This is a genomic window from Lacinutrix sp. Hel_I_90 (assembly GCF_000934685.1).
In the GTDB taxonomy this organism is placed as follows: Bacteria; Bacteroidota; Bacteroidia; order Flavobacteriales; family Flavobacteriaceae; genus Lacinutrix.
Map to the genome: position 1 here is coordinate 502,946 of NZ_JYNQ01000001.1, position 23,700 is coordinate 526,645.

19 protein-coding genes are annotated in these 23,700 nt (G+C 35.2%); 12 read left to right on the top strand and 7 right to left on the bottom strand.

The genetic code is table 11. The features are described from left to right. Positions 1-42: 42 nt before the first annotated feature. The 3 genes from GQ46_RS02190 to GQ46_RS02200 all read right to left on the bottom strand — a co-directional run bounded on the left by GQ46_RS02190 (position 43) and on the right by GQ46_RS02200 (position 4,063). A complete protein-coding gene (locus GQ46_RS02190) occupies positions 43-1,275 on the bottom strand; it encodes a class I SAM-dependent rRNA methyltransferase (RefSeq protein ID WP_044397958.1) in 1,233 nt (410 codons plus the stop codon). Positions 1,276-1,279: 4 nt separating this feature from the next. Next, positions 1,280-2,401, bottom strand: a complete 1,122-nt coding sequence (locus GQ46_RS02195; RefSeq protein WP_044397960.1) for a DEAD/DEAH box helicase — start codon at positions 2,399-2,401, stop codon at positions 1,280-1,282. A gap of 108 nt (positions 2,402-2,509) precedes the next feature. After that, the gene (locus tag GQ46_RS02200; RefSeq protein ID WP_044397962.1) at positions 2,510-4,063 is read right to left on the bottom strand and encodes a DEAD/DEAH box helicase; all 1,554 of its coding nucleotides are present in this window, start codon (positions 4,061-4,063) and stop codon (positions 2,510-2,512) included. A 113-nt stretch (positions 4,064-4,176) separates the two neighbouring features. Here GQ46_RS02200 and GQ46_RS02205 point away from each other — a divergent pair, with 113 nt between their 5' ends. The 9 genes from GQ46_RS02205 (at position 4,177) to GQ46_RS02245 (ending at position 15,867) form a co-directional block, all read left to right on the top strand. Continuing rightward, the gene (locus GQ46_RS02205; RefSeq protein ID WP_044397964.1) at positions 4,177-4,989 is read left to right on the top strand and encodes a DUF1853 family protein; all 813 of its coding nucleotides are present in this window, start codon (positions 4,177-4,179) and stop codon (positions 4,987-4,989) included. A gap of 74 nt (positions 4,990-5,063) precedes the next feature. Then, entirely contained in the window at positions 5,064-5,681 is a 618-nt protein-coding gene (locus GQ46_RS02210; protein WP_044397966.1) for a class I SAM-dependent methyltransferase, read from the top strand. A 613-nt stretch (positions 5,682-6,294) separates the two neighbouring features. Beyond that, entirely contained in the window at positions 6,295-8,592 is a 2,298-nt protein-coding gene (locus GQ46_RS02215) for a DNA topoisomerase 3 (protein WP_044397968.1), read from the top strand. Between the two features lie 162 nt (positions 8,593-8,754). Beyond that, the gene (locus GQ46_RS02220; RefSeq protein WP_255350623.1) at positions 8,755-9,336 is read left to right on the top strand and encodes a pseudouridine synthase; all 582 of its coding nucleotides are present in this window, start codon (positions 8,755-8,757) and stop codon (positions 9,334-9,336) included. Positions 9,337-9,406: 70 nt separating this feature from the next. Next, on the top strand, positions 9,407-10,654 hold the full coding sequence (locus GQ46_RS02225; protein ID WP_044397970.1) for a mechanosensitive ion channel family protein: 1,248 nt from the start codon (positions 9,407-9,409) through the stop codon (positions 10,652-10,654). Between the two features lie 91 nt (positions 10,655-10,745). Next, on the top strand, positions 10,746-11,423 hold the full coding sequence (locus GQ46_RS02230; RefSeq protein WP_044397972.1) for a TetR/AcrR family transcriptional regulator: 678 nt from the start codon (positions 10,746-10,748) through the stop codon (positions 11,421-11,423). Continuing rightward, positions 11,424-13,091 carry a peptidase domain-containing ABC transporter gene (locus GQ46_RS02235; protein WP_044397974.1) on the top strand — a complete coding sequence of 556 codons (1,668 nt, stop codon included), beginning with the start codon at positions 11,424-11,426 and terminating at the stop codon, positions 13,089-13,091. Between the two features lies 1 nt (position 13,092). Next, positions 13,093-14,442: an HlyD family secretion protein gene (locus GQ46_RS02240; protein WP_044397976.1), complete on the top strand. Its 1,350-nt coding sequence runs from the start codon at positions 13,093-13,095 to the stop codon at positions 14,440-14,442. After that, complete coding sequence (locus GQ46_RS02245; RefSeq protein ID WP_044397978.1) at positions 14,443-15,867, top strand: TolC family protein; 1,425 nt, start codon at positions 14,443-14,445, stop codon at positions 15,865-15,867. It abuts the gene before it with no gap. Positions 15,868-16,048: 181 nt separating this feature from the next. On the opposite strand, the gene GQ46_RS02250 is transcribed toward GQ46_RS02245, so the two are convergent. Continuing rightward, complete coding sequence (locus GQ46_RS02250; protein ID WP_044397980.1) at positions 16,049-16,501, bottom strand: cold-shock protein; 453 nt, start codon at positions 16,499-16,501, stop codon at positions 16,049-16,051. 105 nt (positions 16,502-16,606) lie between these two features. Then, the gene (locus GQ46_RS02255; protein ID WP_044397982.1) at positions 16,607-17,296 is read right to left on the bottom strand and encodes a hypothetical protein; all 690 of its coding nucleotides are present in this window, start codon (positions 17,294-17,296) and stop codon (positions 16,607-16,609) included. A 510-nt stretch (positions 17,297-17,806) separates the two neighbouring features. On the opposite strand from GQ46_RS02255, the gene GQ46_RS18035 reads away from it, so the two are divergent. Continuing rightward, a complete protein-coding gene (locus tag GQ46_RS18035; protein ID WP_255350624.1) occupies positions 17,807-17,941 on the top strand; it encodes a hypothetical protein in 135 nt (44 codons plus the stop codon). A gap of 61 nt (positions 17,942-18,002) precedes the next feature. Here the strand turns inward: GQ46_RS18035 and GQ46_RS02260 are convergent, their stop codons facing one another. Next, a complete protein-coding gene (locus GQ46_RS02260) occupies positions 18,003-20,165 on the bottom strand; it encodes an oligopeptidase B (protein ID WP_044404421.1) in 2,163 nt (720 codons plus the stop codon). Between the two features lie 48 nt (positions 20,166-20,213). Then, positions 20,214-22,202, bottom strand: a complete 1,989-nt coding sequence (locus tag GQ46_RS02265; protein ID WP_044397984.1) for a dehydrogenase E1 component subunit alpha/beta — start codon at positions 22,200-22,202, stop codon at positions 20,214-20,216. 143 nt (positions 22,203-22,345) lie between these two features. Here GQ46_RS02265 and GQ46_RS02270 point away from each other — a divergent pair, with 143 nt between their 5' ends. Both GQ46_RS02270 and GQ46_RS02275 read left to right on the top strand, forming a co-directional pair. Further along, complete coding sequence (locus GQ46_RS02270) at positions 22,346-23,293, top strand: isopenicillin N synthase family oxygenase (protein WP_044397986.1); 948 nt, start codon at positions 22,346-22,348, stop codon at positions 23,291-23,293. Positions 23,294-23,373: 80 nt separating this feature from the next. Continuing rightward, positions 23,374-23,700, top strand: coding sequence for a translation initiation factor (locus tag GQ46_RS02275; protein WP_044397988.1), 327 nt, complete (start codon positions 23,374-23,376; stop codon positions 23,698-23,700).

A 23,700-nucleotide genomic window follows, 5' to 3' on the forward strand; every position in this document is an offset into this window, starting at 1 on the left:
TCATAGAGCCAAGTACTTAGAAAACTTTCCTTTAACTGAAGGCTAACCTATAAACCGGTAATACCCACACTTTAAATATGCCCCTTCTGTAAACCCTATAGGATGATCACTATCGTGGTAGGTTTTTAAAATAGTCTCAGAAAACCGTTTGCTTTCTCTTAAAACCTGCGCGTTAATATCAAAAAAGGTTTGTGCTAAAACGCGTGAAGAACAAGAGGCTAAAACCAATAAGCCATTTTTAGCGGTTAATTTAATGCCTAAATCGGCGAGTTGTGCATACTTCTTTTTAGCCAAATCGATTTCCGACTGTTGTTTAGCAAAACTCGGCGGATCAATAACCACCACATCAAAAGTTTCTTTATTAGCAATCATACGTTTCATCGCTGCAAAGGCATCGTCTGCAATGGTTTTGTGAGTACCAGAATACGTATTTAGTTTGCCGTTTTGATAAGCGATTTGAAGCGCTTGCTTGCTAATATCTAAACTTGTTACTTCTTTCGCCCCATTGGCTAAAGCATGAACTGAAAATCCGCCGGCATACGAAAACACATCTAAAACGGTTTTGCCGGTACTCCACTCGCCTACTTGCTTTCTGTTGTGCCTGTGGTCTAAAAAGTAGCCTGTTTTATGGCCTTTAATAACATTAGCCGAAAAATGCACGTCATGCTCAACAAAGTGTACCACTTCATTTTCTAAAACGCCATAAACCACTTCGCCATTAGTTAGTTTGTGTAATTTCGACTGTTCTAAGCCACGGCTCAGGCGTATCACAATAGTTTCCACTTGAGATACGGCTTGTAAGCTGTTAAGGATGGGTTCTAAATAAGGCATCCATATTTCAGAATATAGTTTAACCACCAGAACGTTTGCATAAACATCTGCTATCAACCCCGGAAAACCATCATTTTCCCCAAATAGTAATCGGTAACTGGTCGTATTTGTTTTTAGTAATGTTTCCCGCTTAGCAAAAGCCTCTTGAATTCTATTCTGGAAAAAGTCAGCATTAATGGTTACAGCAACACTTCCGCTATACAGCATTTTAATTTGTATCGGTGAGTTGGCATCATACAACCCAAGACCAATGACTTTATTTTTATTTTTTCCAAAAATGATTGCTAGATCACCCGTTTTCGCCTCTTCATTTATTTTCGTGATATTATTTGAAAACACCCAAGGATGCCCTTGTAACACCACCTGCTCTCCTTTAGAATTTAACTTGACTGCCAGCCGTTTAGGAGTGTAATTTGAAGTAATACTTTCAGAAAATAAAGTCATAAAATTATACCGTTAATTCTTTGATTTTAATGCCTAAAGCTTTCTCTATGTCATTAACGCGTTGTAACTCGTTTGGTAATACCAAAGCAATAGATTCTCCTTTTTTACCCGCTCTTGCCGTTCTACCGCTTCTGTGTGTGTAATATTCTAAATGTTCTGGTAATTGATGGTGCATAACAAAACCAAGATTATTAACATCAATACCACGGGCAGAGACATCTGTAGAAATTAAAATCTGAAGATTGGTATTCTTAAAAGCGCGCATCACTTTATCGCGTTCTTTCTGTGTCATATCACCTTCCAGCGCATCGACATTAAAGCCTTCTTTTTGTAACTGCTGCTTTAAAGCTTGTGTTCCTGCTTTCGTTCTGCAAAAAATAATACCACGCGCTTCTTCTCTATCCTCTAAAAGCTTAATTAAAGTCTCTGGCTTGTTACCTATTGTTGTTTGCACAAAGTGGTGGGAGATATTAGCATTTACAATACTTTCTCTATCAATTTCAATACTAGCGGCGTCTTTAGAGATATAACGTTTTACAATAACTTTTAAATCTTCTGGCATGGTCGCCGAAAATAGCCAGGTCTTACGTGCGCTTTTATTAGTGGCGCTCAAAATAGTCGTTAAATCTTTTTTGAATCCCATACTAAGCATTTCGTCCGCTTCATCTAAAACCACAGTGTTAATGTGATTTAAATCGATTATATTTTTATCCAGCAAATCTACTAAACGCCCAGGTGTTGCCACAATTATATGCGTCACACGACGTAAATTTGCAATCTGCATGTCTATTTTCTCACCCCCATAAACCCCTTCAATAAAAATCTTTTTATCGTTGTATTTGGTGAATTTAAAAAGCTGCTTTTTTATTTGCTGCACTAACTCGCGCGTAGGTGCTATAATTAAGCCTTGTACCGCTTTTTTATTAGGGTCGACCTTGTGTAACACGGGCAAACCATAAGCCGCCGTTTTTCCAGTGCCTGTTTGTGCTAAACCTATAAAATCGGTTTTTGCATTAATTAAGATAGGAATGGCTTGCTGCTGAATGGCAGTAGGTGTTTTAATGCCTAATTCGTGTAAGGACTTAACGTAGTTTTTGTGGATTCCTAAATCTTTGAAAGTTGACATGTGGCCTGTAGTTTATCGTCGTTAGACATGAATTGATAGTAAAATTAAAATCTGAGTAATCACATGCGATTAAAACTAAAAACGCTTATTGCAATTGTAAGCTAAAGACTAATCCTCTGGTGGAAACCCATTGATTTCTTCAAAAAGAGTATCAAAATTAGTACGCAAATAGGCGTTTAATTTCTTTTTGTAGTCGTCTTTTAGCCATTCTACAAAGTTAAAAGTACTTTTACTAATACATTTTGTATACCGCTGAATACGATAGTCAATGTCATCTTTAAGCAACTTCGCTAATGCCAACGCATCCCATAAATCCTCACTGTTCTCTGTACAAATGTAGGCGTGATGATGAATAGAGCGCTCTAAAATAACTTTAGAAGAGTCGCCTTCTCTAACCGATTGAATGTACATCGCCTTAATATCAAAATACACATCTTTAGATTTTGCGAATTCAGCACGCAATTCGTCAGGCATTTCATACCTAAAGTTACTCTCTAAGTCTTCGTCACTTAAAATGCCATCTAAATAGAAGTTTGGCGATCTAAAAATTTTATGCCAATCTAAGTCGCTTCCCCACGGTCCAAAACGGTGCAGGTTGTTTCCTAAATCGATAACCGTAAATTTGTTTTTATTCTTTAAAATACGCGAACCACGACCAATCATCTGGTAATATAGCGTTAGTGATTTTGTAGCACGATTAAGAATAATCGCATCTACCGTAGGCTCATCAAAACCTGTGGTTAAAATACTAACCGAGGTGAGAATAGCATCTGGTGTCTCTTTAAACCATTTTAAAATGGCTTTACGCTCTTTTTTTGTATTGTTATTATCTAAATGAGCTACAGGATAACCTGCACGTCTAAACGTATCGTAAACATGCAGCGAGGTGTTGATACCATTATTGAATATTAGGGTCTTCTTACCTTTACAACGCTCTTCGTAAGCTTGAATAAGCTTCGTTAGCATGTCTGTATTGGTATATAAATCTTCTGAAGACTTTACAGTGTAATCACCATTGGCACCAACAATTAATGAGGTTAGCCCCACATTGTAAGAATACACTTCTGCACGCGCCAGAAACTCATTTTCTATTAAAGAGTGAATGGTTTCACCAACAATTAACTCATTGTAATTGTCTTTCATGGGTAGATTAATATTACTACTCAAAGGCGTTGCAGTAACTCCTAAAATGAAAGATTTTTCAAAGAATTTAAATAACTTAGTAAAAGAATTGTAGTGCGCTTCATCAATAATTACTAAACCGATGTCTGAAATATCCAGCTTGTCATCATTCAAGCGATTATTAAGCGTTTCAACCATGGCAACGAAACAATTATAATCGCCTTGATCGCTCAAATCGGCTTTAGAATCTACAATTTTATTAGTAACACCAAATTCCGAGAGCATGTTCGAGGTTTGTTTACACAACTCGATACGGTGAGTCATCACTAGCACTTGCTTTTTATGATGCTTTAAATACTGTCTGACAATTTCAGAGAAAATAACCGTTTTCCCACCACCTGTAGGCAATTGGTAAAGCAGATGGTAATCTTCTTCTGCTTCTTCAAAACACTTGAAAATCTTGTCTATAGCCCCTTTTTGATAGCTATATAAACTTTTGCCTTCTTTGCGTTCTTCTAATTCTAAGGTAGTAACTGCCATGGACTGAAAATAATTTTTTTAAGATTTTGCGATGTGCAAAAATACAACGATTTAAAGGCTTTACACGAATAATATTAAAAAAAAAATAAAAATGCTTACTTTTAAACCGAAATATGAACGACAAACAAGAAGATTTACAACCACAATTTAGTGGCTTTTTTAATACCCCCCATTTGTTTTTACACCCTGTTTTTGGGATGCAGCCTTTTCTAAAAACATTGAGTAATATGCCTGTTTTCTCAGGAGCCATGCCTGTAAATATTAGGCTTGGGCAGCGGGTGGAGCGTTTTGTTACTTGTGAAATTTCTCATCTGGAAACCATTAAAATCCTTTCTGAAAATAATCAAATTCAAACGGAAACGAAACATACCGTTGGTGAGTTAGACTGTTTACTTTTAGATAATGAGCAGCCGGTACATTTAGAAATTCAGTTTAAATATTATTTATATGATGAATCCTTAGGTGAAAATGAAATCGACCATTGCATTGGTCCCATGCGACGCGATACTTTAAACGAAAAGCTAAGAAAACTTAGAGACAAGCAATTACCACTACTCTACCGCTCAGAAACCAAGCCATTGTTAGAGCGCTTAAATTTTGGGGCAGAAGATTTTATACAACAACTCTATTTTAAAGCACAGCTATTTATACCTTACGGCAAAACAATTACATTGAAAACATTAAATCCGGAGTGTATTTATGGGTTTTATTTTAAATATGCTGATTTACCTCAATTTAAAGCCTGTAAGTTTTACAAACCTAAAAAAACAGATTGGTTGCTGGATGTTACGCCTCAGGTAAATTGGCAAACCTATCAATCTATTTTACCAGAGCTCAACGGTTTTGAAGCTGAAGGCTATGCGCCTCTCGTGTGGTTAAAGTTTGAAAATGGTGAGATTTTTAAGTGTTTTATTGTCGTTAAGTAAAAATGGCTAACAAAACATATTAAAACAATTCCTTATCATTGTAGTATTAGCAGCACGATAAAAACCCATATAACATGGCATTAAATAGAAAGAAACACTGGGAAACCGTTTATGAAACTAAAACCCCAGACCAAGTCAGTTGGACCCAAGAAACACCAAAAACAGCATTGGATTTTATTACATCATTTGGCCTGTCTAAAACAGCCCGAATTATCGATGTAGGCGGTGGCGACAGTAAGCTTGTGGATTACTTACTTGAAGCGGGGTATGAAAATATCACGGTGCTGGATATTTCATTACAGGCACTGGAAAAATCAAAACAGCGTCTTGGTCCTAAAGCAAAAAAAGTGAATTGGGTGGTGAGTGATATCACAGATTTTAAACCTGAAACAACGTATGATATCTGGCATGACAGAGCAACATTTCATTTTTTAACAACAGAGGAACACCTTGAAAAATATAAGACCATTGCTAAAAATTGTGTCACAGGCTATTTAATTATTGGGACTTTTTCTGAAAACGGACCAACAAAATGTAGTGGCTTGGAAATACAACAATACAGTGAAGAGAAAATGACGTCAGACTTTGCAAACGGGTTTGAAAAAATCAACTGTATAACAGAAAATCATAAAACACCTTTTGATACCACACAAAACTTTTTGTTTTGTAGTTTTAAAAAACAATCCAATTAAGGCCTACGATTAGCTACAAATCCCCATTGCGTCATTGAAAAAAGGAATAACACAAACGACTATATATTACGTAATTACGGTAGTGGTTTTTATTGTGATTAACTTTTTTTTGAAACAACCACGACATGGACCAGGCCTAAGCATTCTATGGCTTCTTGTGATAGTGTTTCTTTTGGCTGTTTCACTATTTTATAATTCAATATGTATTGTTATAGGGAGGAATAAATCCTGGAACGAAGGTGCTCTTTGTGTGCACGTCATTGTATTGCTTTTATTTTCAATTTCTTTTTATAGCGCATTTTAATAGTCCAATTGCTTTAAAATTCTCATCTACCCAGTATCTAAAACGAGCGTTTGCTATTACAAATCAGAAAAAACAAATACCATTCAAGTCTTCACGCATTAAAAACAAGCCTTTGCTAAAAAACCCAAAAAAAACCAATCGTTAATAACTACTAAGAACTTCCTATAAACAGTCCGGTCTAAATTCCTATTTTGCACTGCTAATTTAAGCCCTAAAAAGCGCCACTTTTATCCTTGAGTTTTTATAATTTATAAGCTGGATTAAATGAATGCCGCAGATAATAAGATTTAAAAGAAAATAATAGTACACATGAAAGTTTGTATTGCCGAAAAACCATCTGTAGCAAGAGAAATTGCAGCCGTTTTAGGAGCCAACACCAAACGGGATGGCTACTATGAGGGTAACGGCTATGCAGTAACCTATACTTTTGGGCACTTGTGCACGCTAAAAGAACCTAACGACTATAAACCGTATTGGAAAAGTTGGGATTTAAACAATTTACCCATGCTTCCCGAACGCTTTGAGACTAAAGTGTCCAAAGATTCTGGAATACAAAAACAATTTAAGATTGTAAAAAGTTTATTTGATAAAGCAACAGTGGTTATAAACTGTGGTGATGCTGGTCAAGAAGGAGAGCTTATACAGCGCTGGGTGCTTAACCAGGCGAATTACAAAGGTGAAGTCCAGCGCCTTTGGATTTCTTCTTTAACAACAGAGGCCATTAAAGAAGGGTTTAATAATTTAAAACCGTCTGCTAATTACGACAATCTCTATTACGCCGGTTTTTCTCGTGCCATTGGCGATTGGTTGTTAGGCATGAATGCGACCCGTTTGTATACGGTAAAACATGGCGGCTACAAACAAGTATTGTCTGTTGGTCGGGTGCAAACACCAACATTAGCCATGTTAGTCAATCGCTTTAAAGAAATCGAAGACTTTGTACCACAACCCTACTGGGAATTACAAACCTTATATCGCGACACCCTATTTAGTTACGAAGAAGGGCGATTTTTAAAAATGGAGGATGGTGAAAAACTAGCTGCTATTGTTAAAGAACACGATTTTGAGATTGTATCGACTACAAAAAAGAAAGGCAATGAATATGCCCCAAAACTCTTTGATTTAACAGGCTTGCAAGTGTATTGCAATACCAAATTCGGGTTTTCAGCAGATGATACACTTAAGATTGTTCAGAAATTATACGAACAGAAAGTAGTCACCTACCCCAGAGTAGATACGACCTTCTTGCCTAATGATGTGTATCCTAAAGTATCAGGTATTTTAAAAAATCTAACGAATTATGCAAGCTTAACCGCTCCTGTTTTAGCTAAGAAAATAAAAAAATCTAAAAAAGTATTTGACGACAGTAAAGTCACGGATCACCACGCGATTATACCTACGGGGGTGCAAATGAATTTACAATACAATCAGCAACAGGTTTTCGATATTATTACACGGCGCTTTATTGCTGTTTTTTATGACGACTGTAAAGTGTCTAATACAACAGTGATTGGTAAAGCCGAAAAGGTGAACTTTAAAACCACTGGCAAAGAGATTTTAGAGAAAGGCTGGCGTGTTGTTTTTGAAACTAAAGAGACTGCAAGTAAAAAGGAAACAGGAATACTACCAACCTTCGTTAAAGGCGAAAAAGGACCACATGAGCCCTCCTTTTTAGAAAAACAAACCAAACCACCTAATCAATTTACCGAAGCATCCCTCCTACGCGCTATGGAAACCGCTGGAAAGCAGGTAGATGACGATGAGCTGCGTGAAATAATGAAAGAAAACGGTATTGGGAGACCCTCAACACGGGCTAATATTATTGAAACCTTATTCCGAAGAAAATACATTAAGCGTAATAAAAAACAAGTACTCCCAACAGCTACGGGGATTCAACTCATTGATACCATTCAAAATGAATTATTGAAATCTGCTGAATTAACCGGGAAATGGGAAAAACAATTAAAAGACATTGAGAAAGGCGAGTTTAGTGCGGCAAGTTTTATTAAACAAATGAAGCAAATGGTCGATCGTTTGGTTTATGAAGTAAGAAGTGAAACGACAAAAGCGAATATTTCATCTGTAAATAATGCCCCTGCTGCTGCAAAGAAAAAAGCAACTGCTAAAGCTGCTGGAATTACTTCTGAAGCGTGTCCGAAATGCAAAACCGGTTCAATTATTAAAGGGAAATCGGCATACGGCTGTTCAGAATTTAATAAAACCTGTGATTTTGTGATGCCTTTTAAATTTGAAGGAAAATCGATTTCCGAAAAACAATACCTCAGATTATTACAAAAAGGCTCGACAGTAAATCTAAAAGGGTTTAAAATCAATAGTGCTCCTGCAGAAGGATTAGTAAGATTCGATGCCCATTTTAAATTAAAGTTTGAACCAAAAAAAGGCAAAACAAAAACGAAAAGCACTTCTGAAAACAATCCGTGTCCAAAATGTAACACCGGTATTATTATAAAAGGAAAAACAGCCTATGGCTGTAGTGACTATAAAAACGGCTGTGATTTTAGATTTAGTTACGATGCTATTCGTGCTAAAGCTAACGGACAACAGCTTACAAAGGATTTGGTGTATGCCATTTTAAATGGACAATAAACTGTAGGCGATACAGGTAATAAAGCTTCGCTTATATAGTGATTGTAATAGGCTTACAAAAACTAAAAACACCTTTTGTTGCTCTATAAATCGCTAGTATCACTTCGTATAATTCCGAAGCATTAGAGATTATTGCGCGAACACTATAACTAAATTGAAAAATTGAAAGAACCAATACACCATCACTACAAAAGCTATAAACCTTATGGCATGCTTAGTCAGTTTGCGAGCAATTCTACTCAGCAGCAAAGAAAACGATTTCTAGGTGAGCTTGGTGAATTCCCAAAAGGAATTATGCCTATTGGAAGATTAGACGAAAAAAGTGAAGGGTTGCTCCTATTAACGACAGACGGTAAAATAAGTGATTACATTAATTCCAGCGGAATAGAAAAAGAATATTACGCTTTAGTAGATGGCGCTATTTCCGAAGAAAAAATAAAGACATTACAAGACGGTGTAGAAATTGGTTTTGATGGTAAAAAGTACCAGACAAAACCTTGTAAGGTGTTTAAACTGAAAACCGATCCGCAATTTCCTGAGCGCTCAAAAAAAATTCGGGATGCACGTCACGGACCAGTATCCTGGGTTTCAATCACATTAACTGAAGGTAAATTTAGGCAAGTTCGCAAAATGACTTCTGCTGTAGGTTGTCCCACATTACGATTAGTACGGGTGCGTGTAGGAACGATTCAATTAAAGGATATGCCGGTTGGTGCTGTTGAAGCTATAGCCATTAATATTTAAGAGGATTTTATGGGTTTAAAGGGTCGCAAATCAATAAATCTGAGTAATTTTGCACCAAATCGAAATAATTATGGAAGAACAAATAGCCTGCTTTTTTTATGACTACTATATAAGTTTCGGCTTTACAGAGTTTTCAGCTAAAGGTCTAAATATGCTGACATTATTACTCATATCCATTATTGTTATATTTATATTAGACCGAATTATCACAAAAATTTTGCGTGCTATTTCTGTTCGCGTCGCAAAACATACTAAATCACCTTTTGATGATTTATTATTGGCTAATAAAGTACCGAGAAATATCGCTCATATTATTCCTCTAATTATAGCCTTACAATTGCTGCCTATTGTTTTTGTGCATTTTGAATACATAGAAAGCCCTTTTCGTAAAACATTACAAGTCCTTTTTATAATTCTAACGCTTTGGATTGTACGTAGTGTTTTGCACACACTGGAAGATTACTTTAAAACTTTACCACGATTACGAGACAAACCTATAGACAGTTATATTCAGGTATTTATGATCTTTGCTTGGGTGGCTGGAATGTTTGCTGCTGTTGCTGTTTTTAGCAATGTTTCCATTTGGAAATTTGTCACTGGTTTTGGTGCTGCTTCGGCTATTATTTTACTTATTTTTAAAGATACTATTCTTGGCTTTGTCGCTAGTATACAAGTATCTATTAACGATATGGTACGTATTGGCGATTGGATTACCTTTGAAAAATATGGTGCCGATGGTGATGTTATTGAAATTAATCTGGCGACAGTAAAAGTTCAGAACTTTGATAACACCATTACAACCATTCCTACCTATGCCATGATTTCAGATTCGTTTAAGAATTGGCGTGGGATGACCAATTCTGATGGGCGACGTATTAAAAGACACATGCTTATTAAACAATCTTCTATTAAATACCTAACCCCTGAAGATGTGGAAAGATTAAAAGAAATTGAAGTTATTTCTGATTATCTAACCACCATGCAAAACAAAATAAAAAAGCAAAATAGTGCTCTTAAAGTAAATAAATCGCTACTTATTAATGGTAAAAACATGACTAATATTGGTGTGTTTAGAAAATTTATTCAAACCTATTTAGAGCAACATTCGGCAATTAATGACAGTATGCTACTCATGGCCAGACAACTACAGCCAACAGCCCATGGTATTCCTCTGGAGATCTATTGTTTTAGTAGAGACAAACGTTGGGAGAATTATGAGTACGTTATGAGCGATCTATTTGATCACTTCTTAGCCGCAGTACCCTATTTTGACTTGGAACTTTTTGAATTACAAAACGCCATAAGTCATACCGATTAAGCCTTCTTTTTTTTAGAAAAGTTAATTTATAGTTAATTTGATTTCTGTTTTAATAGTATTACTATTATATTTGCAATTGAATTTAATTACTATGAAATACTTGCTTTCAAATTTAAACATTAGTATTAACGAAAAAATATATTTGAAAGACCCTGAGTCTTCAGATTTAGGAAAACGCATCATTCAACATAGCATTCTGCTCATTGATGATATTGGCTTTGATTTGTTTACCTTTAAAAAGTTAGGCATAAAAATCGGATCTAATGAAAGTTCGGTGTATCGTTATTTTGAAAGCAAACATAAGCTACTACTCTATTTAACCTCTTGGTATTGGACTTGGCTAGAGTACCAATTAGTATTGTCTACTAATAGTATTGAAAACAAAGTATCAAAATTAGAAAAAGGGATAGATGTATTAACCCAAACAACGACTATTGATTCGTCTTTTGGTCATGTTGATGAAATTGTATTAAAGCGTATTGTTATCAATGAATACTCAAAATCATACTTAACAAAAGAAGTCGATACTGAAAATAAAGAGGGTTATTTTTCTGTTTATAAACGTTTAGTGAATAGACTAAAAGATATGATTATTGAAGTGGATGCTTCATACAAGTACCCATTAACCTTATCAAGCACCATTATTGAAGGCGCTATGCATCAACATTTTTTAAAGGATCACTTTCAATCCATAACAGAATGTAGTCCCGCATTACCACCTAAAGACTTTTTTAAAGATTTAATATTTAACGTTCTAAAGACTAAATAAATGCCCAAAAATGTAATTAATGCCTGGCAACGTTTAATAGGCTTGCTAAAATTAGATAGAAAAGACATCCGTCAAATTTTCTTTTATGCCATTTTTGCAGGGGTGGTAAGCTTATCACTTCCTTTAGGAATTCAAGCGATTATAAACTTATTGCAAAGCGCACAAATTAGTACCTCTTGGATTGTTCTTGTGGGGCTGGTAACATTGGGGGTCGTGTTTGTTGGTGTTTTACAGCTCATGCAAATACGCATTATAGAAAATGTGCAACAAAAGATTTTTACCCGAGCCTCGTTTGAATTTTCTTATCGTTTTCCAAAAATGAAAATGAGCGGACTAAGTGGCTACTACCCTCCAGAATTAGCCAATCGGTTTTTCGATACCTTAACCATTCAAAAAGGATTATCTAAAGTTTTAATCGATTTTCCAGCGGCCTTATTACAAATTATTTTCGGATTAATATTACTATCCTTTTATCATCCATTCTTTATTATCTATGGTTTTTTCTTACTAACACTAATGTATATTGTTTTCAAATTTACCGCTCAAAAAGGCCTTGAAACTAGCTTGGAAGAATCTAACAATAAATATAAAGTTGCCCATTGGATTCAGGAAATTGCCCGCTCTATTTTAAGCTTTAAACTCTCTGGAAAAACCAATCTGGCAATGGATAAGAATGACAAGTTAGTCGCTAAATACTTAGAAGCACGCGAAAATCATTTTAGAATTTTAGTGATTCAATTCATTCAGCTTATTGGTTTTAAGGTGCTGGTAACAGCTGGACTTTTAATTATTGGTGGCTTATTAGTTTTAAACCAGAGAATGAACATTGGTCAATTTGTAGCTGCCGAAATCATCATTCTTTTAGTCATTGCTTCAGTAGAAAAATTAATTCTTGGCCTTGAAACTATTTATGATGTTTTAACGTCTATAGAAAAATTAGGCAAAGTTGTAGATATGCCATTAGAATCTCAAAGTGGTGAGGTTTTAGCATTTGATAGCGAACCTTTTACTATTGAATTAGATGATGTTTCTTTTACTGCTCCTAATCGAGATTCGCCAATTATAAACACTGTTTCCTTAACCCTAGAACCAAAGCAAGTCGTGCTAATTACAGGTGAAAGTGGTTCTGGGAAATCAACCTTACTAAAACTTATTGCAGGTTTAATAATGCCAACTAAAGGAAAAATTTATGTCAACAATAAATCATTACTAGGCATTAATTTAAATTCTTATCGGTCACAATTAGGGCAAACATTAACTGAAGAAACACCTTTTGAAGGCACCCTATTGGATAACATTACTTTTGGTGATAAAACCATAACAACAGATCAAGTGAACGCCGTAATTAAAAATGTTGGCTTAAAGGATTTTGTAAAGGAAATGGCTCTAGGACTACACACCGTTTTATATCCTGAAGGGAAAGAGATCTCTTATACAATTTCAAAAAAAATAATGTTGGCAAGAAGTATTATTAGAACGCCAAAACTGCTATTACTAAAAGAACCTTTAGATCAGTTTGAAAGCAATGAAGCCAAACGAATCATTGATTTTTTAACAGATGAATCGCATGACTGGACACTTGTAGTTGTTAGCCAAAATGACCAATGGAAACACAAAGCAAATAAGACAATAATATTAAAAGAGGGTCAAATAATTAACACAAAATAGCATGTTAAATATTTCAGAGAATAGATTAAATACTAAAGTTGATATTTCACATTTCGAGTCTTCAAAAAAGGCTTTTGGGAAACAGCACTTTAAAAATTTTAATAGACTGTTACTAATTTTTGCCGTACTGTGCATTATTACTTTGTTTTTACCCTGGACACAAAACATAACTGCAAATGGAGCTGTAACGACCTTAACACCTGATCAAAGACCACAAAGTATTCAATCGCCAATTCCAGGGCGTATTGAAAAGTGGTACGTAAAAGAAGGTGATTTTGTAAAAAAAGGAGATACAATTCTTTTTGTTTCTGAAGTTAAGAATGAGTATTTCAATCCTGATCTCGTAAAACGAACAGGAGAGCAAATTCAATCCAAAAACTTTTCTGTAGAAAGTTACGGTTCAAAAGTAAATGCGTTAAACAACCAAATTGGTGCTTTAGCTACAGAACGCGTTTTAAAGTTGGAACAAGCGAAAAATAAATTGTTACAGAGCAAACTTAAAGTTAAGAGTGATAGCATAGATTATGAAGCGTCTAAAACCAATTTAAACATTGCCGAAAAACAATTTGCACGAATTGAAACCCTACAAAATGAAGGCTTAAAATCGGTAACAGAGGTTGAAGAGAAACGTCTCAAACTTCAAGAAACACAGGCTAAACTTATTTCCCTAGAAAACAAATATTTAGCCGCTAAAAATGAAGTATTAAATGCAGAAGTAGAAATAAACCGCATTCAAGCTGAATATATTGACAAAATATCAAAAGCACAAAGTGATAAATTCACTGCTAAATCAAATCAGTTTGATACTGAAGCGCAAGTCTCAAAACTAGAAAATGATTATACAAATTACGCCATGCGTAATGCGATGTATTACATTAGAGCCCCATTGGACGGCTATATAAACAAAGCCATAAAAACTGGTATTGGAGAAAGCTTTAAAGAGGGAGAACGTTTGGTTGGTATTATGCCCGCTAATTATGATGTCGCCGTAGAAACTTACATTAAACCTATAGATCTACCATTAGTACACCTTGGCGAAACGTTTAGAGTGCAGTTTGATGGCTGGCCAGCAATTGTTTTTAGTGGTTGGCCCAACGTGTCATACGGAACCTATGGAGCAAAGGTAGTAGCCATAGAAAGTTTTATTAGTGATAATGGAAAATTTAGAATCCTATTGGCACCAGATCCCGAAGATTATCCATGGCCGAAAGCTATTCGCGTAGGATCTGGAGTAAAAGCACTCGGTTTATTAGAAGATGTACCCATTTGGTTTGAACTATGGCGTAAAGTCAATGGCTTCCCGCCTAATTACTATGAACCTAAGAATGAACTAAAAAAAGACCAGAAGTAAATGACTACATTTAATCATAGTATTCTTTTCTTATTGTTACTTAGCATAACCGTTACTTTTGGGCAATCAGAAAGTCTTGAGCTTAAACAAGAGTTGTCTTTAGAGGAATATTTGGGTTACGTAAAATTGCATCACCCACTAATGAAGCAAGCGAACTTAACTCTAAATGTAGGTGAAGCCAGTTTGCTAAAAGCACGTGGTGGTTTCGATCCAAAAATTGAAGTAGATTATGACAGAAAAAAATTCAAAAACACAGAGTATTTTGACCAACTTAATGCCACCTTTAAAATCCCTACTTGGTATGGTATTGAATTTAAAGCCAATTTTGAAGAGAACACCGGGGCATTCTTGAATCCAAACCTAACGGTGCCTGATGGCGGATTATATAGTGCGGGTGTTTCATTTTCATTAGCACAAGGCTTTTTAATTAATGAACGCATGGCAGCATTAAAAGAAGCGCGTTTTTTTAGAGAGCAAACAAAAGCAGATCGGGATTTAATTGTAAACAACCTGATTTTTGAGGCAAGTATCGCCTATTTTGAATGGCTTGAAGCGACAAACGAGCAAGGTATTTACACGGAATTTCTTAAAAATGCATCTACGAGATTTAACGCGGTGGAACGCAGTGCCGCCGTCGGCGAAAAAGCAATGATTGATGTCACTGAAGCCCGTATTGTCTTAAAAAACAGACAACTTAATCTGGAAGAAGCATCTTTAAAAAGAAGAAAAGCAACCTTAAAAGTAAGCAACTATTTATGGTTAAATAATGTGCCTCTGGAAATACAGGATAATGTGCTACCTGTACGTCCCGAAAAGCAAAATCTAGAAATGGCTTTAGTATTGGAAGGAATTACAGACACTAATGCGATGTTAGAAAGTCATCCTAAATTATTAAGTATAGCGGCTAAAATTGGTGGTTTATCAATAAACCGCGCGCTCAAACAAAATAAATTATTGCCAAAGCTAGCGCTTCAGTACAACTTTTTATCACCAGAATTCGATCAAATTAACACCTTTAATACAGCAAACTATAAGGCCTTTGTAAACTTCAGCTTTCCAGTTTTATTACGAAAGGAACGTGGTGATTTAAAGCTGGCGAATCTAAAATTACAGGAGGCTAATTTTGAACGTACCGCCATAACACTCAACCTGAAAAATAAAATAAACGCAGTAAATACCGAAATACTTTCATTAGAAGTACAAACTAAACTTATAAATGAGATTATAGAAGATTATAAAACACTGGTTAATGCAGAGGACCGTAAGTTTTTCCTAGGAGAAAGTTCATTGTTTTTAATAAATGCTCGAGAACAAAAATTAATTGATACACAGCTCAAGGAAAATGCACTTATAGCAAAACAGTTAAGCGCTATTGCTAGCTTATATAATGTGTTAGGCCTCTCTGAACCAATAATTAAAAATTAAACCCATAAAAAACGCCATCTCATAATGATACGCTTGTTGTTTTTTTATGTCTTTAAATAAAAAAAATAACGGTATTTATGTTAAGATTAAGTTCACGAACGCCTCGTTTATTATTAGTATAAAACAAAAAAAACCTCAATTAGACTATAATTGAGGTTTTTCTTACAAATTAAAAGTGAGTTTATATTTTCTTAACACGAACGGCATTTAAGCCTTTCATCCCTTTTTCCAGTTCAAACTGTACTTTGTCATTTTCTGTGATTTCATCTATTAAACCACTCACGTGACAAAAGTATTTTTCTGAATCTTCTGCATCAATGATAAAACCGAAACCTTTAGAAGAATCGTAAAAAGAAACTTTTCCTTTTCTAATAGGGTCTTGTTCTGGCAGATCTTCTTTTTTAGGCACGCCTAAAACGATATTGTCTGCTTTAACTTTGATTTTATCTTCTGGATCTGGCGGAGTATCTACCAAATTGCCATTATAGTCTACATAGGCAAACTGAATGCCATCTGTTCCGTTTTCTTCTCTTTCAGCCTTACGAGCCTCCATCTTCTTTCTCTTGTCCTCCTTCTTCTTAAGACGCTTTTTTTCTTTTTCTAATTTGTTAAATGTCTGTTGCGACTTTGCCATTCTTTTTTAAGTGTATAATTTAATTGTTGCCGGAATTAGCAAAAATTTTTGTAAAAATACGGATTTTGATTGATATTTTAAAGAAAATATTAAAGTTTACTTTTATTATTCTTTTTCCTGGACTATAGTAATCGTTGCTTTAACACCCGTAGCCAGGTTCCATTGATTAGAAACAATTACTTTTCCTTGGGCATCTAACACTTGAAATTCTGCTGTATTAGGTCCGCTTGTCCCTTGATTTAAAGCTTCAAAATCTATAATATTGTTCCCTGGTGTTAAATTCAGAAAGAAACCTTTACTGTGAGTCTCTAATAAAACGCGCGTTTGAACAACATCATCATTCACATAAACACGTATTAAATCACCATCAGGTGCCTGATGGTCTCTGTAAATAATATTGACGCGCTTTGTTTTGGTACTAAACTCTCCCAGATATTGGGTAACTTCACTGCCGTTATGTTTACGTTCTCTATCTTCTTTTAATTTAAGTGCATTCTTTAATTGCTTTTGGAAGAGCTCTGCAGGATTTCTAAATTCATTGTCCTTAGTTATCGAAAATTCTTTTCTTTTGGCAACTGGAAGTGCTTCTGTTTCTGGCAAAACCACTTCATTTTCGGAGGTTTCATCAGGCTTAGGACTATCCATCTCTGCCGGTCTAACAATTAATTCGTTGTCTTCCTTTGGATCTTCAACTTCTTCAGCTGGTATAGCTATTGACTTATTTTCACTATCTATTTGTGCACTTATATGAAGTGTAAAAAGAAAAGTGACTATGAAAAACAATTTTAATTTCATCTCTTATACAATGGTTTGTCGAAAATAAACCAAAAACCATACCTAAATGCTAAAATTTTATTAATCTATTTAACTTTTTTAAACTTTTCATGAAATCATCCAGTCCCACCCTGTTTTAGTTAAACTATGACTCCGTTTAATTGTTAAAATGTGTTAAAAAAGTACTTGGTTTTACATAGTACTGTAACAAAATTAAATGTTTGTCGTCTATATAGTATAAATCAATAATTATCAATCAATTAAAAACTTAATAGTATGAGAACTTTAAACAACAACCAATTAACAGGAAGATTACAAGGTACAAAAAGTAATGCTTGGAATTCAAAACGACGTCACAGATAATATCTGAAATCATCAATCAATCAATTAAAAACTTAATATCATGAGAACTTTAAACAACAACCAACTGTCAGGAAGATTACAAGGCACAAAAAGTAATACTTGGAATTCAAAACGACGTCACAGATAATATCTGAAATCATCAATCAATCAATCAAAAACCTGGAAATCATGAAAGCCATAATTAATACCTTAAGAACATCTCAAAGAATCACTAACGACCGCTTATGTACTATTAAAGGCGTTTATAAGTTTAGGAATACAAAAGATGGTCTATGGAGAGGCGTAACACGTTATGCACATTAGTTTTTGCAAATCGGTTTTCACCATTAAAGAGCCTGTAAATAATTTACAGGCTCTTATTTTTTTATTCTGAAATATTTTCTAAATCTAGCATAAAGGCATAATTAAGTGCGGTACGTTTATATCTTTCAAAACGCCCTGAGGCACCACCATGACCAGTTTCCATATTACAATCCATAACTAACAAATGATCATCCGTTTTTAAAGCTCTTAGTTTAGCTATCCATTTTGCTGGTTCCCAATACTGCACTTGACTATCCCAATAACCAGTAGTAATCATAATATTGGGATAGTCTTTAGCAACAACATTATCGTAAGGCGAATACGATTTCATATAATCGTAGTATTCTTTTTCTTTCGGGTTACCCCATTCATCAAATTCAAAAGTAGTTAGCGGAATGGTTTCATCTAGCATGGTTGAAACCACATCTACAAATGGTACAGCAGCAATGACGCCATTCCATAGTTCTGGCTTCATATTAACTACAGCTCCCATTAACAAGCCTCCTGCGCTTCCTCCTAATGCATATAAGTGATCACTACTCGTGTAGCCTTCTTTAACCAAATACTCACCACAATCGATAAAATCTGTAAAGGTATTTTTCTTGTTTAGTAATTTTCCGTCTTCATACCAATCTCTACCCATTTCTTGACCACCACGAATGTGGGCAACAGCATATATAAACCCTCTATCAAGTAAACTTAATCTATCTGAACTAAAAAAAGGTTCAGAATTACTGCCATAAGAACCATAAGAATAAAGGAGTAAAGGGGTAGTATCACTTTTTTTAGTTCCTTTCTTGTATACAATAGACAGTGGTACTTTAGCACCGTCTCTAGCTGTTACGGTGAGTCGCTCAGAACTATAATTCGCTGGAGAAAAATTGGGATCTAATACCGCTTCCTGTTTTAACAAGGATTGTTCTCTGGTAGCCATATTATAATTAAAGGTGCTTAGAGGTGTTGTTAAAGAAGTATAAACATAGCGAAGCATTTTTGTATTAAAATCTGGGTTAGCTGTTGGAAGTGCTACATATGCCGGGTCATTAAACGCAATGTAGTGCTCTACACCACTCCAAGGTTTAATTCTAATAGTGCTTAAGCCATTAATGCGCTCTTCTAGAACTAGGTAATCATTAAAAATATCAATACCAGTAACTAAAACATCTGCTCTATGAGGTATTATATCTTCCCAGTTTTCTTTAGCCGTTGCAGTAATTGGTGTTTTTACTATTTTAAAGTTCTTAGCATCTAAATTTGTTCGGATATAAAAATAATCGCCAAAATGACCAACACTATACTCTAAATTTCTTTTTCTAGGCTGAATGACTTTCCATTCACCATTAGGAGTGTTGGCATCTAAATATTGATGTTCAGTAGAGAGTGTTTGAGAGCTATATAGCATTAAATAAGCTTCAGATTTTGACTTATAAACACCCGTGCTATACGTTTCGTCTTTCTCTTCAAAAACTAAAACATCCTTAGCTTGCTTAGTCCCTAGAACATGCTTAAAAATTTTGTTTGCTCTTAACGTTACGGGATCTTTTGTCGAATAAAAAACCGTTTTGTTGTCATTTGCCCAAACAGCACTTCCTGTGGTATTAGTAAGAACATCTTCGAGGAGTTCGCCCGTATCTAAATCCTTAAAATAAACATCATACTTTCGCCTTGACAAGGTGTCTATACCAAATGCCATTAGAGTGTTATTCGGACTAATTGTGCGGCTTCCAACACCATAATATGCGTGTCCTTTAGCTAACTCAGGAACATTTAACATGATTTCTTCATTACCCGTGCCATCCACCTTTTTTCTACAATACAATGGGTAGTCATCCCCTTCAACATAACGTGTATAATAAGAATACCCTCTATTACTCACTGGTACTGATTGATCATCTTTTTTAATACGGCCTACAATTTCGTCATACAATATACTTTGCAACCCTTTTGTATGCCCCATGGCTTTTTCTAAATATGTGTTTTCAGTCTCTAAATAATCTAATACATCTTGTGTTTGTGCATCTGAAGTATCAGCGTTTTTTTGTGCATCACTTAGGCGCATCCAGAAATAGTCGTCTATTCTTATGTCATTATGAATCCTTAATTCTGTCGCTATCTTTTTTGCCACAGGAATTTCCACCGATTTATAAGCAGCTTCCTTTTTTTCTGTTTTGCAGCTCGTTACAATAAAGAGAAGTGCTAACAATGAATAAATACTTGTTTTCATTAACATGTTGGTATGTAATTTTAGTAATCTGATAAATGTATAGCGTTCTTAATATGCTATTAATGCAAGTAACTCACCTTCAAACTTATCACGCGATAAATACTGGTCTTCTAATTGATTAATAAATGGAATTGGAGTTTCCATACTTGCTACACGTTTTACAGGCGCATCTAAATATTCAAAACAATGCTCCATAAGTAATGCCGAAATGTCACTCGCGATACCACCAAATAAAGAATCTTCCTGAAGTATGATTACCTTCCCTGTTTTTTTAGCAGAGGCATAAATGGTTTCCGTATCTAGAGGCTGCAATGATCTTAAATCAATCATGTCTGCAGAGATGTTTGGATGTTTATCTAAGGCATTTAAAGCCCAATGCACAGCGGCACCGTAAGCAATAACAGTAATATCCTCGCCTTCTCTAAGCTTTGCTGCTTTCCCAAAAGGAATCGTAAAATAATCTGTTGGCACCTCTTGACGAATACTTCTATACAAGGCCTTATGCTCAAAAAACAATACTGGATTTGGGTCATTAATAGCGGTCGCTAAAAGCCCTTTAGCGTCTTTTGGAAATGCTGGATACACAACTTTCAAGCCCGGTGTTTTAGTAAACCACGCTTCATTCGTTTGAGAGTGAAAAGGTCCCGCGGCGACTCCTGCACCGCAAGGCATACGCAAAACAATGTCTGCATTCTGATTCCAGCGGTAATGAGACTTGGCTAAATAGTTAACCACAGGATTAAACCCTGAAGTTATAAAATCGCCAAACTGCAATTCTACAACACTCTTAATACCAGAAATACTCAAGCCCATAGCTGCTTCAATAATCGCCGATTCACAAATGGGTGTGTTACGCACACGATCTTTACCAAACTGCTCTACAAAACCATCTGTGATTTTAAAAACACCACCATATTCTGCAACATCCTGCCCCATAATTATAAGGTCATCATGTTGTTCCATTGCCTGTTTTAGCCCTTCCGATATGGCATCTATTAAACGTAATTCTTTTGTCTCACTATTTTCTTTAACCTCTTGGTATTCAAAATCTTGAAAGACATCATTTAACTCTTCAGTTTCAGAGGGAGTGATAATAGCTTCTGCATTTGTAGCCACCAAATCGGTATCAATTTCAGCTTTATATTGTGCTTTAAAAATGGTGTCTTGCTTTTCTGAAAGTATTTCTTTTTCTATCAAATAAGAACGAAAATTATCTATCGGATCTTTAGCAGCCCATTCATCCAAGAGTTCTTGAGGTACATATTTTGTTCCACTCGCTTCTTCATGACCACGCATTCTAAAGGTTTTAAATTCGATTAAAACAGGATGCGGATTTTCACGCATACTAGCGGTAATTTCTGAAATTTTAGAATACACTTCAATAATATTGTTGCCATCAATAATATGAGATTCCATACCGTAACCTAAAGCACGATCGGCTAAATCCTTACAATTGTATTGTTCTTGTGTTGGTGTTGATAGTCCGTAGCCATTATTTTCAATACAAAATAAGACTGGTAATTGCCAAACCGATGCCACATTTAAAGCTTCATGAATATCCCCTTCGCTGGTTCCACCTTCTCCTGTAAATACAGCAGTCACTTGATTTTTATTTTTTAATTTACTCGCTAATGCAATACCATCGGCAACACCAAATTGTGGTCCCAAGTGCGAAATCATACCAACAATATTGTACTCTTGTGTTCCAAAATGAAAGGAACGATCACGACCTTTAGTAAAACCATTGGCTTTACCTTGCCATTGACTAAATAAACGATGCAAAGGAATCTCACGAGTCGTAAAAACACCTAAATTTCTGTGCATTGGAAGGATATATTCTTCAGGGTGCATTGCCATAGTAACCCCTATAGAAATCGCTTCTTGGCCAATACCAGAAAACCATTTACTAATCTTTCCCTGTCTTAATAAAATAAGCATCTTCTCCTCGATTAGCCGAGGTTTAAGCATATTCTTGTACAATGCAATTAAAATTTCGTTAGAAAGTTTATGTTTCTTGTAAGCAATATTTGATTCCATAAGTATCTTAGACTTCATAAAAAAAGTTTGTCAAATATAAGATTATTGCAGAAAAATCAATTATTAACAATAAGAATTATCAATTATATAATTTGCTTGTTTTTCGCTACATTTGTAGTAGAAGATTATTAAAAGGTATGATAATGACAAGTATTCCAAGTGTTAATTTACAAGACTTTCTATCTGAAGATCCCGTAAGAAAGCAAAAATTTATAGATCAAATTGGTAAAGCCTATCAAGACATAGGGTTTGTGGCTTTAAAAGGACACTTTTTAGACGAAGCTTTAGTAGATAGCTTATATAGTGAAATAAAAAACTTTTTTTCGCTTCCTGTTGAAACAAAACAAAACTATGAAATACCAGGTATTGGAGGGCAACGCGGTTATGTGTCTTTCGGAAAGGAAAGCGCTAAAGGTAAAAAAGAAGGTGATTTAAAAGAGTTTTGGCATTTTGGTCAATATGTTGAAGATGATCCAGAACGCGCAAAAGAATACCCTGAAAACGTTGAAGTTAAAGAGCTTCCTGCGTTTAATAAGGTAGGAAAAGAAGCGTACCAAATGCTTGAAAAAACAGCAAAATATGTCCTTCGTGCATTGGCTTTGCATTTAGATTTGGAAGAAACCTATTTTGACGACTATATTCATAATGGCAACTCTATTTTAAGACCTATTCATTACCCACCAATTAGCGAAGAACCTAAAGCTGCCGAACGTGCTGCTGCTCACGGTGACATTAATCTAATTACGCTTTTGATGGGCGCACAAGGGCGTGGTTTACAAGTACAAAACCATAAAGGAGAGTGGATTGACGCTATCGCTGAGCCAGACGAGCTCATGATAAATGTTGGTGATATGTTATCACGACATACCAACAATAAATTAAAATCTACGATTCACAGAGTGATTAATCCACCACGAGAGCTTTGGGGAACCAGCCGCTACTCTATTCCTTTCTTTATGCACCCCATTAGTGAAATGAACCTAGATGTTTTGGAGAGTTGTATCGATAAAGAGCACCCAAAACAATTTGAAGACATCACCGCTGGTGAGTTTCTAGATGAACGTTTGATTGAATTGGGTTTAAAAAAGTAAACAGTACGCAGGTTACATGAGGTGATTTTTTTTAACGCATACACTGTAGACTGAAGACTATCAATTGCACACTAAAGACAATGGATTTAAAAGATCAACTAAAAAATCTCTTTCCAGAGCACCACGAAAAGGAAGTTGAGCCAAGTAAAGAAACCACTTCTTTATGGTTACAAGACGATCCTATTATTTGTAAATATGAAAAACGTAAAGGCAAACCCATTACTATTTTGGAAGGCTATACAGGTGCTACCGAAGATTTTAAAGCACTTGCAAAAGAGTTAAAACAAAAATTGAGTGTCGGGGGGAGTTTTAAAGAGGATAAAATAATCATTCAAGGGGATTATCGTGACAAAATCATGGCAATCTTAAAAGAAAAAGGATTTAATGTAAAACGAGTTGGAGGCTAA

Bases quoted from the DNA above. Each gene is read 5' to 3' on its own strand.
- GQ46_RS02195 (WP_044397960.1), bottom strand. From the start codon at position 2,401: ATGTCAACTTTCAAAGATTTAGGAATCCACAAAAACTACGTTAAGTCC.
- GQ46_RS02200 (WP_044397962.1), bottom strand. From the start codon at position 4,063: ATGGCAGTTACTACCTTAGAATTAGAAGAACGCAAAGAAGGCAAAAGT.
- GQ46_RS02240 (WP_044397976.1), top strand. From the start codon at position 13,093: ATGTTAAATATTTCAGAGAATAGATTAAATACTAAAGTTGATATTTCA.
- GQ46_RS02265 (WP_044397984.1), bottom strand. From the start codon at position 22,202: ATGGAATCAAATATTGCTTACAAGAAACATAAACTTTCTAACGAAATT.
- GQ46_RS02235 (WP_044397974.1), top strand. From the start codon at position 11,424: ATGCCCAAAAATGTAATTAATGCCTGGCAACGTTTAATAGGCTTGCTA.
- GQ46_RS02190 (WP_044397958.1), bottom strand. From the start codon at position 1,275: ATGACTTTATTTTCTGAAAGTATTACTTCAAATTACACTCCTAAACGG.
- GQ46_RS02225 (WP_044397970.1), top strand. From the start codon at position 9,407: ATGGAAGAACAAATAGCCTGCTTTTTTTATGACTACTATATAAGTTTC.
- GQ46_RS02270 (WP_044397986.1), top strand. From the start codon at position 22,346: ATGACAAGTATTCCAAGTGTTAATTTACAAGACTTTCTATCTGAAGAT.
- GQ46_RS02255 (WP_044397982.1), bottom strand. From the start codon at position 17,296: ATGAAATTAAAATTGTTTTTCATAGTCACTTTTCTTTTTACACTTCAT.
- GQ46_RS18035 (WP_255350624.1), top strand. From the start codon at position 17,807: ATGAAAGCCATAATTAATACCTTAAGAACATCTCAAAGAATCACTAAC.
- GQ46_RS02250 (WP_044397980.1), bottom strand. From the start codon at position 16,501: ATGGCAAAGTCGCAACAGACATTTAACAAATTAGAAAAAGAAAAAAAG.
- GQ46_RS02260 (WP_044404421.1), bottom strand. From the start codon at position 20,165: ATGAAAACAAGTATTTATTCATTGTTAGCACTTCTCTTTATTGTAACG.
- GQ46_RS02210 (WP_044397966.1), top strand. From the start codon at position 5,064: ATGGCATTAAATAGAAAGAAACACTGGGAAACCGTTTATGAAACTAAA.
- GQ46_RS02275 (WP_044397988.1), top strand. From the start codon at position 23,374: ATGGATTTAAAAGATCAACTAAAAAATCTCTTTCCAGAGCACCACGAA.
- GQ46_RS02215 (WP_044397968.1), top strand. From the start codon at position 6,295: ATGAAAGTTTGTATTGCCGAAAAACCATCTGTAGCAAGAGAAATTGCA.
- GQ46_RS02205 (WP_044397964.1), top strand. From the start codon at position 4,177: ATGAACGACAAACAAGAAGATTTACAACCACAATTTAGTGGCTTTTTT.
- GQ46_RS02230 (WP_044397972.1), top strand. From the start codon at position 10,746: ATGAAATACTTGCTTTCAAATTTAAACATTAGTATTAACGAAAAAATA.
- GQ46_RS02245 (WP_044397978.1), top strand. From the start codon at position 14,443: ATGACTACATTTAATCATAGTATTCTTTTCTTATTGTTACTTAGCATA.